The following is a 13,255-nucleotide window of genomic DNA, read 5'->3' on the forward strand; positions in this document are numbered from 1 at the left end:
GGGGCGGCGGGGGCCGGGGGGGGGGGGGCCGGGGGGGGGGGGCTCCCCCCCTGGCCCGGGGGGGGGCAACCGGGGGGCGCGGGGGTGGCGGGGGGCGGCGGGGCCCCGACCGTACGGGCTCAGAGGACCTTGGAGAGGAAGGCCCTGGTGCGCTCGTGCTGGGGGTTGGTGAGCACCTCGCGGGGGTTGCCGGACTCGACCACCACACCGCCGTCCATGAACACCAGGGCGTCGCCGACCTCGCGGGCGAAGCCCATCTCGTGGGTCACGACCACCATCGTCATGCCCTCCTCGGCCAGGCCGCGCATGACGTCCAGGACGTCGCCGACCAGCTCCGGGTCGAGCGCCGAGGTGGGCTCGTCGAAGAGCATCAGCTTGGGCTTCATGGCCAGCGCGCGGGCGATCGCCACGCGCTGCTGCTGGCCGCCGGACAGCTGCGAGGGGTAGTTCTTCGCCTTGTCGGCGAGGCCGACCCGCTCCAGCAGGGCCATCGCGCGCTCCCGGGCCTCGGCCCTGCTCTCGCGCTTGACCTGGACCGGCGCCTCGATGACGTTCTCCATCGCGGTCATGTGCGGGAACAGGTTGAAGCGCTGGAAGACCATGCCGATGTCGCGCCGCTTGACGGCGACCTCGCGGTCCTTGAGCTCGTGGAGCTTGTCGCCCTTCTGCCGGTAGCCGACCAGTTCGCCGTCCACCCAGAGGCGGCCGCCGTTGATCTTCTCCAGGTGGTTGATGCACCGCAGGAAGGTCGACTTGCCGGAGCCGGACGGGCCGATGAGGCAGAACACCTCGCCCTGCTTGACCTCCAGGTCGATGCCCTTGAGCACCTCGACCATTCCGTAGGACTTGTGCACGTTCTCGGCCCGGACCATCGGCTCACCGGTGGACGCGGAGTCGGTGGGGGTCTTGCTCAGATCGGTCATACGTGACCACCTCCCTCGAGCCCCGGGACGACGTCGGCGGTGGTCTTCGGGGCGGGCTTCCCGGCGAACAGGCCCCGCAGTCGCTGCAGCGGGGTGGGCGGGAGGGTGCGGTTGGAACCTCGGGCGTAGTGGCGCTCGATGTAGTACTGGCCGATGGTCAGCACCGAGGTGAAGAACAGGTACCAGAGGCTGACCACGATCAGCAGCGGGATGTTCTGGTAGTTCCGGGAGTAGATGACCTGGCCGGCCCGGAAGATCTCCTCCAGGGAGATCACGGAGACCAGCGAGGTGGTCTTGAGCATCGAGATGGTCTCGTTGCCGGTCGGCGGGATGATCACCCGCATGGCCTGCGGCAGGACGATCCGCCGCATGGTCTGGAACCGGCTCATCCCGAGCGCGTGGGCGGCCTCGGTCTGGCCCTCGTCGACCGACTGGATGCCGCCGCGGACGATCTCCGCCATGTAGGCGGCCTCGTTGAGGCCGAGGCCCAGCAGGGCGGCGACGAAGGTCGGGATCAGGACGTTGGTCTCGCCGGACCAGAACTCCGGTCCCCACGGTACGCCGATCGACAGCTTGGCCCAGATCAGGCCGAGGAAGTTCCAGAACACCAGCTGCACCAGGACCGGGGTGCCGCGGAAGATCCAGATGTAGACCCAGGCGGTGCCGGCCAGCAGCGGGTTCGGGGAGAGCCGCATCACCGCGAGGATGATGCCGCCGACCACACCCATGAGCATGGAGAGGGCGGTCAGCTCCAGTGTCACGAGCAGCCCGTGCATGATGCTGTCGTGGAACAGGTACTGCCCGACGATGTCCCACTTGAAAGCGGGGTTGGTGAAGAGGGCGCTCAGCAGCATCGCCGCGAGCAGGGCGATGACGACGGCACCCGCCCAGCGTCCGGGGTGGCGGACCGGGACGGCCTTGATGGTCTCAGGCCGTCCCTTCGGCGCCGTCCCCTTGTCCAGAGAGTTCACGGTGTGGCCTCGGGGGAGAGATGAAGCGTACGAGGGGTCAGCTGGTGGCGCCGTTGACGACGGACTTGTCGAGGGCACCGGCCTCGACGCCCCACTTGGTGAGGATCTGCTTGTAGGTGCCGTCGTCGATCAGCGACTGGACGGCGCCCTGGATCGCCGGGGTGAGCTTGGAGCCCTTGGCGAGGGCGACGCCGTAGGGGGCCACGCCGTAGGTGTCGCCGAGCTTCTCCAGCTGCCCGCCGGACTGCTTGATCGCGTAGTCGACGACCTGGGAGTCGGCCATCATCGCGTCGTCGCGGCCGGAGACCACGGCGTTGGTGACGTCCGTCTGGAGGTCGAACTTGTCGCCCTCGTTCTGGATGCCCGGCTTGCCGGCCTTGGCGCAGTCCGGGTTGCGGGTGTCCTTGATCTCGTCGGCCTGAGTGGTGCCGGTCTGGACGGCGACCTTCTTGCCGCAGAGGTCCTTCGGGTCGACCTTGCCCGGGTTGCCCTTCTTGACCGCGATGGCGCTGCCCGAGTTGAAGTAGGTCACCATGTCGACGACCTGCTCGCGCTCCTTGTTGTCCGTGAAGGACGACATGCCGAGCTGGAACTTGTTCGACTGGATGCCGGGGATGATCGCGGTGAAGCCGGAGTCCTGGACCTCGGCCTTGAGGCCGAGCTTGGCGGCGATCGCGTTGGCGAGGTCGACGTCCATGCCGATGACCTTGCCGCTGTCGTCCTTGAACTCGTCCGGCGCGTACGAGGCGTCCGCGCCGACCAGGAGCTTCCCGGCCGACTTGACGTCGGCGGGGACGAGGGCGGCCAGCTTGTCGTCGGCCTTGACCGTGTTCACGGTCGCGGAGGCGTTGGGGGCGCCGCTGCCGTCGCTGCTCTTGCTGCTGCTACAGCCGGTCAGTGCCAGGGACACGGACACGGCAGCCACGCCGGCCGCGAAGAGGCGGGTGCGCTGGGTACGGACGGTCATGAGGGGGATCTCCTCCTGGGGAGAGAAATCGGGCGGAGCGCGCCGCGGGAGCGGCGCACCGGGGCAGCTGGCCGTACGGAGCCGTACGGGTGGTCACTCGCTGTACGTCGTCGTACGTGCGTTGCCGGGTGGTGCAGTTGCCTGGGCGCAGGTGGCCGCCCAGGGTGGTGCGGGTACTGCTTCCGCCACCCTCCGCCGAGGTGGACGTCGACCTGAACCGCCTCGACCGGTGGTCGGCTCGATCCGAGATGGGGGGAATCCTGCCATCTGATGACGGTCAGGTGGCCCTCATCCAGATCAAAATCGGATAACGAGGGCTCGTGCTGTCCGCTATTCGGACGGATCGCGTGCCCCTGTCACCCTGCGTATAAGTATGCAGATCCGGCAGTGGTGTTCCCGGACGCCCCGCCGCTGCCCCGCGGCCCCGCCCGTTCCCCGCTCCCGCCCCGCCGCCCCGGGCGGGTCAGATGCCCCCGTTGACCACCGCGTTCTGCGCCGCGCCCGCGCTCACGTTCCACTTGGCGAGGATCTTGTCGTACTCGCCGCTGCGGATCAGCTGGTCCACCGCCTTGGCCACGGTGTCGCGCAGCTCGGTGTCCTCCTTGCGGACCGCGATGCCGTACGGGTTGGAGGTCGACTGGGCCCCGGTCACCTCGAAGCGGCCCCCGCCGTCCGTGGTCTTCGCCGCGTAGGCGGCCACCGGGAAGTCGTTCAGCCCGGCCGCGGCGGTGCCGGCGGCGACCTCGGCCAGCGCCTTGGCGTCGGTGTCGAAGCGGTGCACGGTCAGCTGCTTGCCGGCGCGCGAGCAGACGGCGACCTGCCGGGTGGCGATCTCGTCCTGGGTGGTGCCCTGCTGGAAGGCGATCGTCCGGCCGCACAGGTCGTCCAGGGTCCGGATGCCCTTGGGGTTGCCCTTCGGGACGACGATCGAGGTCCCGGCGATGAAGTAGTCGACGAAGTCGACGCCCGGGTTGACCTGCTTGCCGTCGGCGTCCAGGCCCTCGCGGCGCGCACGGACGTCGCTGAGCGCGGACATCGCCACGTCGAACTGCTTGCCCTGGAGGTTCGGTATCAGCTTGTCGAAGGGGGTGTCCACGAACTCGACCCGCACGTCGAGGATCCGGCCGAGGGCGGTGGCGAGCTCCGGGTCGAGGCCGGCCGGCTTGCCGTCCGAGCCGCGGAACTCCACCGGCGCGTAGTTGACGTCCATGCCGATGCGCAGCACCCCGGCGGAGCGCTGCGCCTTCGGCAGCTTGCTGCGGACGTCCTTGACCGGGTCGCTCGCGGCGGCCTGCCCGTCACCGCCGCAACCGGTGAGCAGCAGGGCGCCGGCGGCGGCCAGGGCGGCCGCGGCGAAGGCCGGGCGACGGGCGGGAGGGCGGAGAGGCATGAGGGTGCTCCTGAGGGCGGAACCGGGGTCGCCGCGGTGTCGCGCGGGTGTACGCGGAACGGCGGACAAGCGATCCTGCTATCCCGCCCTGCCGGGCCCGGCAGCGGGTGTGTCAGAATTCGGTACCGGGTGACCCCCGAACGCTCGAACCAGACCGACGAGCCCCGACAGGCTCGGGGTGCCCAGGACCGGAAGTCATCACGTGGCTCCGTATCCGGGGCACCGATCCCCTGCGGATCTGCGTTCACACTTGCGGGTGCGCGTGCCTCAGCGCCGTTGCCGCCGCCGGAGCCCGGCACTTCCGACACCGGGCCCCAGCCGACGCGACAGCACGGCGATGAACTGCGCGTGACGAGGACGAAAAGGCATAGGTGCGATGCCTCCGTCCGACCTACGCTCGGCCCGGTAGCACAAGCGGACAACACAAGACCCCATAAAAACCCTCATCCGAGGGCGCCACCCGACGGCAGCGCCCCCGCCCCGACCCCGGGTCCGCTCAGGCGTACCCGGTTTCCGGCTTACGGCCGGGGCGCCCAGTCCGTCGGCCGCGCACCTCGCCGGAAACAATGACGAAGAGGTCATCGTGGCAGCGGAGATCATCAGCAGCACCCAGGACACCGTCGATCCGGTCGACGCCGTTTTCGCGCTCCACCGCGGCGGCAAGATGGAGATCCGGGCGACCGTGCCGGTGCGCGACGCGGACGACCTGTCCCTCGCCTACACCCCCGGTGTCGCCCGGGTCTGCACGGCCATCGCCGAGCAGCCGGAGCTGGTCAACGACTACACCTGGAAGTCCAACACCGTCGCGGTGGTCACCGACGGCACCGCCGTGCTGGGCCTGGGCGACATCGGCCCGGAGGCCTCGCTCCCCGTGATGGAGGGCAAGGCCATCCTGTTCAAGCAGTTCGGCGGGGTGGACGCGGTGCCGATCGCGCTCGCCTGCACCGAGGTGGACGAGATCGTCGAGACGGTGGTCCGGCTGGCCCCGTCCTTCGGCGGCGTCAACCTGGAGGACATCTCCGCCCCCCGCTGCTTCGAGATCGAGCGCCGGCTCCAGGACGCCCTGGACATCCCGGTCTTCCACGACGACCAGCACGGCACCGCGATCGTCACCACCGCCGCCCTGTGGAACGCCGCCAAGGTGACCGGCCGGGAGATCGGCGCGCTGCGGGCCGTGATCTCCGGCGCCGGCGCGGCCGGCATCGCCATCGCCAAGATGCTGCTGGCCGCGGGCATCGGCGACGTCTCCGTCTGCGACCGCAAGGGCGTGGTGTACCGGGGCCGCGAGGACCTGACCGACGTCAAGGCCGAGATCGCCGAGCTGACCAACCGTTCGGAGCTCAAGGGCTCGCTGGCCGACGCGCTGGCCGGCGCCGACGTGTTCATCGGCGTCTCCGGCGGCACCGTGCCGGAGGAGGTCGTGGCGACCATGGCCGAGGGCGCGTTCATCTTCGCGATGGCCAACCCCAACCCGGAGATCCACCCCGAGGTGGCGCACAAGTACGCGGCGGTCGTCGCCACCGGGCGCAGCGACTTCCCGAACCAGATCAACAACGTGCTGGCCTTCCCGGGCATCTTCGCGGGCGCCCTCCAGGTGCGGGCCTCCCGGATCACCGAGGGCATGAAGCTGGCCGCCGCCAAGGCGCTGGCCGCCGTGGTGGCCGACGAGCTGACCCCGCAGAAGGTCATCCCCTCGCCGTTCGACGAGCGGGTCGCCCCGGCCGTCACCAAGGCCGTGGCCGAGGCCGCCCGTGCCGAGGGCGTGGCCCGGATCTGACGCGGTGCCGGGGGAGCGCGCCGGCCACGACGGCCGCTCCCCCCGCCCTGCCCTCCCCCTCCCCCCGAACCGAAGGGGCGCGCCGGTGCCGAAAGGGAGAGCGCGAGGGAGCGACGAAGGAGCGAGGGAGCGCCGACCGTCGGCACCGGGTCGGAGCGCCCCGGAGGCGAGCGGGGGAGCGACAGCCGGGACACGCGTCACACCCACGTGTGGTTCCCGGCCCCGGCCGTCCCGGCTAGTGTCCGGGGCATGTTTGCTGCCTATGCCGCCCGTATCGACGCCGACGACCCGCTCAGCGGGCTGGAGTTGGGCGAACTCCCCGAGCCGCAGGCCCGTCCCGGGTGGAGCGTGGTCACGGTCCGGGCCGCCAGTCTCAACCACCACGACCTGTGGTCCCTGCGCGGCGTCGGCCTGCCCGCCGAGAAGCTGCCGATGATCCTCGGCTGCGACGCCGCGGGCGTCGACGAGGACGGCAACGAGGTGGTCGTCCACTCGGTGATCGGCCAGTCCGGTCACGGGGTGGGCCCGACGGAGCCCCGGTCCATCCTGACCGAGCGTTACCAGGGCACCTTCGCCCAGCGGGTGGCCGTGCCCACCTGGAACCTGCTGCCCAAGCCGGCCGAGCTGAGCTTCGAGGAGGCCGCCTGCCTGCCCACGGCCTGGCTGACGGCGTACCGGATGCTGTTCACCAACGCCGGGGTCAAGCCCGGTGACACGGTGCTGGTGCAGGGGGCCGGCGGCGGGGTGGCGACCGCACTGATCGTGCTCGGCAAGGCGGCCGGCCTGCGGGTGTGGGTCACCGGCCGGGACGAGGCCAAGCGCGAGCGGGCGGTCGGGCTCGGCGCGGACGCGGCCTTCGAGAGCGGCGCCCGGCTGCCCGCCCGGGTGGACGCGGTGATGGAGACGGTCGGCGCCGCGACCTGGTCGCACTCGGTGAAGTCGCTGCGCCCGGGCGGCACCGTCGTCATCTCGGGTGCCACCTCCGGCCCCAGCCCGAAGGCCGCCGAGCTGAACCGGATCTTCTTCCTGGAGCTCAAGGTGGTCGGTTCGACCATGGGCACCAAGGAGGAGCTGGCCGGGCTGCTGTCCCTGTGCGCCACCACCGGGGTCCGTCCGGTGATCGACTCGGTGCTGCCGCTGGCCGAGGCCCGGGACGGCTTCGCCCGGCTCGCCAAGGGTGACGTCTTCGGCAAGATCGTGCTCAACCCCTGACGCGCGGCGGCCCGGTGCCCCCGACCAGGGGGCGCCGGGCCCGCGCGGGCGGCCGGGTCAGCCGAGCAGCCGCTTCAACCGTTCGCCGGCGGTGCCCAGCACCGAGCGGGCCTCGGCCAGCGCGTCGGCGCTCACCCCGCCGTCCCGGGCCGCGTCGCGGACCTGGTCGCGGAAGCGGTCGAGCAGCCGCTCCAGTTCGCGGGCGGGGTCGCCGTCCGGATCGGTGCGCGCCCACGGCGGCAGGTCGGCGGTGGCGGTCGGTCCGTCCTGGCTCCTGCCCGAGTCCTCGTTCGAGCCCTTGTCCAGGTCGATCCGGGTGACGGTGACCCGCTCGGAGGACCCGGCGCCCTCGGCCGTCCCGGCGCCCTCGCCGGTCGGGTGGCCCCAGCGGGCCGCGTCGGCCAGCCCGGCCAGGCCCTTGGTCAGCTCGGACAGGCCCTCGGCCAGCCCGGTCGGCCAGTCGCCCTTGGCGGCGTGCTCGCGCACCTGCTGCTCGACCCGGCGCTTGATCCGCAGCGCCTCCTGCTGGGCGGCGGTGCGGGAGGCCTTGGCCTGCTCGCGCAGCCGGCGGGCCTCCTCCTCGGCGGCCTTCGCCTTGGCCTTGGCGGCCCGCTCCTGCTCCCGGGCGCGCTTGGCCTGCTCCTTGGCCTGCCGCTTGAACTGGGCGAACTCCTCCTTGGCGCGCTGCCAGGAGTCGTTGTCGCCCCAGGGCCCGGCCCACGGGTCGCCGCCGGTCTCGGTGCGGTCCGGCCGGGGGGCCTGCTTGGCGGCCTGCCAGAGCTCCTCGCGCAGGTCCTTGGCGCTGTCCCGGACGTCCTCCCGGATCGCCCCGGCGAGCTGCGCCACCGAGTCGTGGATCTCCAGCTCCAGCTCGTCCAACTCGACCTGCCGGGCTTCGAGTTCGGCGCGCCCGGCGTCGGTCAGCTGGTAGACCTTGCGGCCGCCCTCGGTGCTGTGGCTGACCAGGCCCTCCTGCTCCAGCTTCGCCAGCCGCGGGTAGACCGTGCCGGCGGACGGCGCGTACAGGCCCTGGAAGCGCTCCTCCAGCAGGCGGATCACCTCGTAGCCGTGCCGCGGGGCTTCGTCCAGCAGCTTGAGCAGGTAGAGCCGGAGCCGGCCGTGGCCGAAGACGGGGCTCATCTCAGGCCTCCTTGGTGAGGTCGGGGCCGGTGGGCGCGTCGGAGGCGGGGCCGGCCGGGAGCTCCCGGACCACCACGGGGGCGTCGTCCTCCGACTCGGGGCGGCGCAGGACGGTGACGGCGCCGGAGACGGTGGTGACGTTGAGGCTGCCGCGGCCCTCGCCGATCTGGCCGGTGATCTTCTTGGCGCCCCAGGTGCTGCTCATCGTGAGCTCGTCGAAGGTGCTGGAGACGTCGCCGCTGGTGGAGCCGGCCTCGACGGTGGCGTCGGCCAGCGAGGGGATCCGGACCACGACCGGGCCGCTGACGGTGTTGACCTTGACGTCGGTCTCGCCGGCCACGTCGAGGTCCAGGGTGACGGCGCCGGTGACGGTGTTGGCCTGGACCCGGTCGGCGGTGCCGGCGATCACGGTGAGCTGACCGGAGACGGTGTTGACCTTGAGCTGGCCGCCGACCGCCTGGGCGTCCACGTCGCCGGTGACGGTGCTCGCGTCGATCCGGCCGGTGACCCCGGCCAGGGTGGTGTCGCCGCTGGCGCTCTGCACCGAGACGTGGCCGTCGATGCCGCTCACGGTGGCGTGGGCCGACACGGTGCCGACCTTGACCTCGGTGCCGGCCGGCACGGTCAGGGTGACGCCGACCGAGCGCTTGCGCTTGAAGGAGTCGAAGAAGCTGCGGACCGAGCCGACCGACTTGATCCAGGTGCCGAACTCGCCCCAGCTGTTGATGTCCTTGTAGGTGACGGTCAGGACGCCGTCGACCAGCGTCAGGTGCAGCGGGTCGCCGGTGAGGTCGGTGACCTCCAGGCGGGCCGGGCCCTCGGCCGCGACCACGTTCACCGTGCCGTCGATGACGCGCACGTGCAGCGCGCGGACGGCGTCCTCGAACGTGGTCCTGCCCGGCTCCTCGATCGTCCACTGGCTCATCTCTGCCGCCTCCCGTAGCGGATCGCGATGTATCGCGTTCTCTTCCAAAGACGATATATCGCGTGCCGGGAAAAGCAAGCGGTTCCACCCCTGAACCCGGCCCGGAAGCATCCCGGAGCCGTCCCCTACGGGAGACGTGCGAGGGCCCGGAAGGCGGTGCGCCTCCCGGGCCCTCTCACGAGCGGCCGCCGGGGCTCACTCGTCGTCGTCCTCGTCGTCGAGCCGGGCCAGCCAGGTGGCCAGCCGCTCGACCGGGATCTCGAAGTCCGGGTTGAGGTCGACGAACTCGCGCAGGCGCTCGGCGAGCCACTCGAAGGTGACCTCCTCCTCGCCGCGCCGGCTCGCCAGCTCCTCGATGCCTCGGTCGGTGAAGTACACGGTCAGGTCCTCTCTCTCGAATCACGCCGGGCGTCGGTGGTACTGCGGAGCCTGCGCGCGTCAGAGCGCGAAGATCTCCTCGAGCAGCGCCTGCTGCTCGGCCGCGTGCCGCTTGGCGGAGCCGACCGCCGGCGACGAGGCCGCGGTGCGGGCCACCCGGCGCAGGCGGGCGTCGCCGCCGCTGCGGCCGATGACGACCTGGAGGTGGTCGACCAGGTTCATCGCGATGAACGGCCAGGCACCCTGGTTGGCCGGCTCCTCCTGCGCCCAGACGAACTGGACGTTGTCGCCGTAGCGGGCCAGCTCCTCCTGGAGCTCGGCCACCGGCAGCGGGTAGAGCCGCTCGACCCGGACGATCGCGGTGTCGGTGACACCGCGCTCGGCACGGGCGGCCGCCACGTCGTAGTAGAACTTGCCGGCGGTGATGACCACCTTGCGGACCTGCGCCGGGTCGACGGTGGTGTCGCCGATGACCGGGCGGAACGAGCCGGACAGGAACTCCTCGGTCGCACTCGCCGCGGCCTTGAGACGCAGCATCGACTTCGGGGTGAAGACGACCAGCGGCTTGTGGTGCGGGTTGTGCGCCTGCCAGCGCAGCAGGTGGAAGTAGTTCGACGGCAGGGTGGGCATCGCGACCGTCATGTTGTCCTGCGCGCACATCTGCAGGAAACGCTCCGGGCGGGCGGACGAGTGGTCCGGTCCCTGGCCCTCGTAGCCGTGCGGCAGCAGCAGGGTGACGCCGGAGTGCTGGCCCCACTTCTGCTCGGCGGAGGCGATGTACTCGTCCACCATGGTCTGCGCGCCGTTGACGAAGTCGCCGAACTGCGCCTCCCACATGACCAGCGAGTTCGGGCGGGTCAGCGAGTAGCCGTACTCGAAGCCCATGGCCGCGTACTCCGACAGCAGGCTGTCGTAGACGGTGTAGCGGGCCTGGTCCTCGGTGAGGTACTGCAGCGGGGTGTAGTCCTCGCCGGTCTTGCGGTCGATCAGCACGGCGTGCCGCTGGCCGAAGGTGCCGCGGCGGCTGTCCTGGCCGGCCAGGCGGACCGGGTGGCCCTCCATGAGCAGCGAGCCGATGGCGAGGGTCTCGCCCATCGCCCAGTCGATGGTGTTGTCCTCGACCGAGGCGGCGCGGCGCTGCAGCTGCGGCAGCAGGCGCGGGTGGACGGTCAGCCAGTCCGGCAGGTTGACCTGCGAGGCGGCGATCCGCTTGACCATCTCCTGGGAGATGCCGGTCTGGATGTTGACCGGGAAGTCGGCCTGCGGCTTGCCGCCGGAGGTCGGGGCGGGCGCCTGGGCGGCGTCGCGGACCTCGGCGAAGACCTTCTCCAGCTGGCCCTGGAAGTCCTGGAGCGCCTGCTCCGCCTCTTCCATGGTGATGTCGCCGCGACCGATCAGGCCCTCGGTGTACAGCTTGCGCACCGAGCGCTTCTTGTCGATCAGGTCGTACATCAGCGGCTGGGTGAACGACGGGTTGTCGGCCTCGTTGTGACCGCGGCGGCGGTAGCAGATGAGGTCGATCACGACGTCCTTGTGGAACGCCTGGCGGAACTCGAAGGCGAGCCGCGCGACGCGGACCACGGCCTCCGGGTCGTCGCCGTTCACGTGGAAGATCGGGGCCTCGATCATGCGGGCCACGTCGGTGCAGTACATCGAGGAGCGCGAGGACGCCGGGGCGGCGGTGAAGCCGACCTGGTTGTTCACCACGACGTGCACGGTGCCGCCGGTGCGGTAGCCGCGCAGCTGCGACATGTTCAGGGTCTCCGCGACGACGCCCTGGCCGGCGAAGGCCGCGTCGCCGTGGATCTGGATCGGCAGCACCGGGAAGGTGGTGCCGCCCTGGTCCAGGATGTCCTGCTTGGCGCGGGCGATGCCCTCGACGACCGGGTCCACGGCCTCCAGGTGGGAGGGGTTCGCGGCGAGCGAGACCTTGATGGTCTCGCCGTCCAGGCCGGTGAAGGTGCCCTCGGCGCCCAGGTGGTACTTGACGTCGCCGGAGCCGTGCATCGACTTCGGGTCGAGGTTGCCCTCGAACTCGCCGAAGATCTTGCCGTACGGCTTGCCGACGATGTTGGCCAGCACGTTCAGGCGGCCGCGGTGGGCCATGCCGATGACGGCCTCGTCCAGGCGGTGCTCGGCGGCGGCGTCGATGGTCGCGTCCAGCATGGCGATCAGCGACTCACCGCCCTCCAGCGAGAAGCGCTTCTGGCCGACGTACTTGGTCTGCAGGAAGGTCTCGAAGGCCTCCGCCGAGTTCAGCCGGCGCAGGATCCGCAGCTGCTCCTCGCGCTCCGGCTTCGAGTACGGCTTCTCCAGGCGCTCCTGCAGCCACTTGCGCTGCTTCGGGTCCTGGATGTGCATGTACTCGATGCCGACGGTGCGGCAGTAGGTGTTGCGCAGCAGGCCGAGGATGTCGCGGAGCTTCATCATCTTCTGGCCGCCGAAGCCGCCGACCGCGAACTCGCGCTCCAGGTCCCACAGGGTGAGGCCGTGGGTGGTGACGTCGAGGTCGGGGTGCTTGCGCTGCTTGTACTCCAGCGGGTCGGTGTCGGCCATCAGGTGACCGCGGACCCGGTAGGAGTGGATCAGCTCCATGACGCGCGCGGTCTTGTTGACCTCGTCGTCGTGGGTGGTGGCGACGTCGGTGGCCCAGCGGACCGGCTCGTACGGGATCCGCAGCGACTCGAAGATCTCGTCGTAGAAGCCGTTCTCACCGAGCAGCAGGCGGTGGATCTCGCGCAGGAACTCGCCGGACGCCGCGCCCTGGATGACGCGGTGGTCGTAGGTCGAGGTCAGCGTCATGATCTTGGAGACGCCCAGGCGGGACAGGGTCTCCGGGGCGGAGCCCTGGAACTCGGCCGGGTACTCCATGGCGCCGACACCGACGATGGTGCCCTGGTTCTGCATCAGGCGCGGCACGGAGTGCACGGTGCCGATGCCGCCGGGGTTGGTCAGCGAGACCGTGACGCCGGTGAAGTCGTCCATGGTCAGCTTGTTGGCGCGGGCCCGGCGGACGATGTCCTCGTAGGCCTGCCAGAAGCCGAAGAAGTCGAGGGTCTCGGCCTTCTTGATGGCCGCGACGACGAGCTGGCGGTCGCCGTTCGGCTTGACCAGGTCGATCGCCAGGCCGAGGTTGACGTGCTCCGGCTTGACCAGGAAGGCCTTGCCGTCCTCCACCTTGTAGCTGTGGTTCATGCCCGGGGCGGCCTTGATGGCCTGGACCAGGGCGTAACCGATCAGGTGGGTGAAGGAGACCTTGCCACCGCGGGCGCGCTGCAGGTGGTTGTTGATGACGATGCGGTTGTCGATCAACAGCTTCGCCGGGACGGCGCGGACCGAGGTCGCGGTCGGCACCTCCAGCGAGGCGTCCATGTTGGTGGCGACGGCCTTGGCCGGGCCGCGCAGCTGGACCAGCTCGGGGCCGGCCGCGGCGGTGGCGGCGGGCGCGGCCGGAGCGGCGGCCTTGGGGGCCGGGGGCGCGGCGGGCGCGGCGGCGAGCGGGGCGGCGGCCGGGGCCGGAGCGGCCGGGGCGGCGGGCGCAGCCGGCGCAGCAGCAGCGGCGCTGTTCGGGG

Annotated in this window: 10 protein-coding genes; 2 read left to right on the forward strand and 8 right to left on the reverse strand. The window is 71.2% G+C overall.

Annotated elements, in window-relative coordinates; genetic code table 11:
* Window positions 1-119: 119 nt before the first annotated feature.
* The 4 genes from ACFXPX_RS39105 to ACFXPX_RS39120 all read right to left on the reverse strand — a co-directional run bounded on the left by ACFXPX_RS39105 (window position 120) and on the right by ACFXPX_RS39120 (window position 4,251).
* Window positions 120-923 (reverse strand): amino acid ABC transporter ATP-binding protein, encoded by an 804-nt coding sequence (locus ACFXPX_RS39105; RefSeq protein WP_375896620.1) that lies wholly within the window; start codon window positions 921-923, stop codon window positions 120-122.
* Window positions 920-1,894: an amino acid ABC transporter permease gene (locus ACFXPX_RS39110; protein ID WP_380525130.1), complete on the reverse strand. Its 975-nt coding sequence runs from the start codon at window positions 1,892-1,894 to the stop codon at window positions 920-922. The genes ACFXPX_RS39105 and ACFXPX_RS39110 overlap by 4 nt, the downstream gene beginning before the upstream one ends.
* 37 nt (window positions 1,895-1,931) lie before the next feature.
* Window positions 1,932-2,861: an ABC transporter substrate-binding protein gene (locus tag ACFXPX_RS39115; RefSeq protein ID WP_375896615.1), complete on the reverse strand. Its 930-nt coding sequence runs from the start codon at window positions 2,859-2,861 to the stop codon at window positions 1,932-1,934.
* A 463-nt stretch (window positions 2,862-3,324) separates the two neighbouring features.
* Window positions 3,325-4,251 (reverse strand): ABC transporter substrate-binding protein, encoded by a 927-nt coding sequence (locus ACFXPX_RS39120; RefSeq protein WP_380525129.1) that lies wholly within the window; start codon window positions 4,249-4,251, stop codon window positions 3,325-3,327.
* Window positions 4,252-4,834: 583 nt separating this feature from the next.
* Here ACFXPX_RS39120 and ACFXPX_RS39125 point away from each other — a divergent pair.
* On the forward strand, window positions 4,835-6,028 hold the full coding sequence (locus ACFXPX_RS39125) for an NADP-dependent malic enzyme (protein ID WP_375896610.1): 1,194 nt from the start codon (window positions 4,835-4,837) through the stop codon (window positions 6,026-6,028).
* Window positions 6,029-6,277: 249 nt separating this feature from the next.
* Entirely contained in the window at window positions 6,278-7,240 is a 963-nt protein-coding gene (locus ACFXPX_RS39130) for a zinc-binding dehydrogenase (RefSeq protein ID WP_380591302.1), read from the forward strand.
* Window positions 7,241-7,297: 57 nt separating this feature from the next.
* On the opposite strand, the gene ACFXPX_RS39135 is transcribed toward ACFXPX_RS39130, so the two are convergent.
* The 4 genes from ACFXPX_RS39135 to ACFXPX_RS39150 all read right to left on the reverse strand — a co-directional run.
* Window positions 7,298-8,380 carry a PadR family transcriptional regulator gene (locus ACFXPX_RS39135; protein WP_380644744.1) on the reverse strand — a complete coding sequence of 361 codons (1,083 nt, stop codon included), beginning with the start codon at window positions 8,378-8,380 and terminating at the stop codon, window positions 7,298-7,300.
* A gap of 1 nt (window position 8,381) precedes the next feature.
* Window positions 8,382-9,305 (reverse strand): DUF4097 domain-containing protein, encoded by a 924-nt coding sequence (locus tag ACFXPX_RS39140; protein WP_375896602.1) that lies wholly within the window; start codon window positions 9,303-9,305, stop codon window positions 8,382-8,384.
* 195 nt (window positions 9,306-9,500) lie between these two features.
* A complete protein-coding gene (locus ACFXPX_RS39145; RefSeq protein ID WP_375896601.1) occupies window positions 9,501-9,683 on the reverse strand; it encodes a DUF6104 family protein in 183 nt (60 codons plus the stop codon).
* Window positions 9,684-9,743: 60 nt separating this feature from the next.
* A partial coding sequence (locus ACFXPX_RS39150) for a multifunctional oxoglutarate decarboxylase/oxoglutarate dehydrogenase thiamine pyrophosphate-binding subunit/dihydrolipoyllysine-residue succinyltransferase subunit (protein WP_380644745.1) occupies window positions 9,744-13,255 on the reverse strand: 3,512 nt, incomplete at its 5' end.

The organism is Kitasatospora sp. NPDC059146 (assembly GCF_042786665.1).
Classification (GTDB): domain Bacteria; phylum Actinomycetota; class Actinomycetes; order Streptomycetales; family Streptomycetaceae; genus Kitasatospora.

Excerpts from the sequence above, each read along its gene's own strand:
- ACFXPX_RS39105 (WP_375896620.1), bottom strand. The coding sequence starts at position 923 with ATGACCGATCTGAGCAAGACCCCCACCGACTCCGCGTCCACCGGTGAG.
- ACFXPX_RS39115 (WP_375896615.1), bottom strand. The coding sequence starts at position 2,861 with ATGACCGTCCGTACCCAGCGCACCCGCCTCTTCGCGGCCGGCGTGGCT.
- ACFXPX_RS39120 (WP_380525129.1), bottom strand. The coding sequence starts at position 4,251 with ATGCCTCTCCGCCCTCCCGCCCGTCGCCCGGCCTTCGCCGCGGCCGCC.
- ACFXPX_RS39130 (WP_380591302.1), top strand. The coding sequence starts at position 6,278 with ATGTTTGCTGCCTATGCCGCCCGTATCGACGCCGACGACCCGCTCAGC.
- ACFXPX_RS39135 (WP_380644744.1), bottom strand. The coding sequence starts at position 8,380 with ATGAGCCCCGTCTTCGGCCACGGCCGGCTCCGGCTCTACCTGCTCAAG.
- ACFXPX_RS39140 (WP_375896602.1), bottom strand. The coding sequence starts at position 9,305 with ATGAGCCAGTGGACGATCGAGGAGCCGGGCAGGACCACGTTCGAGGAC.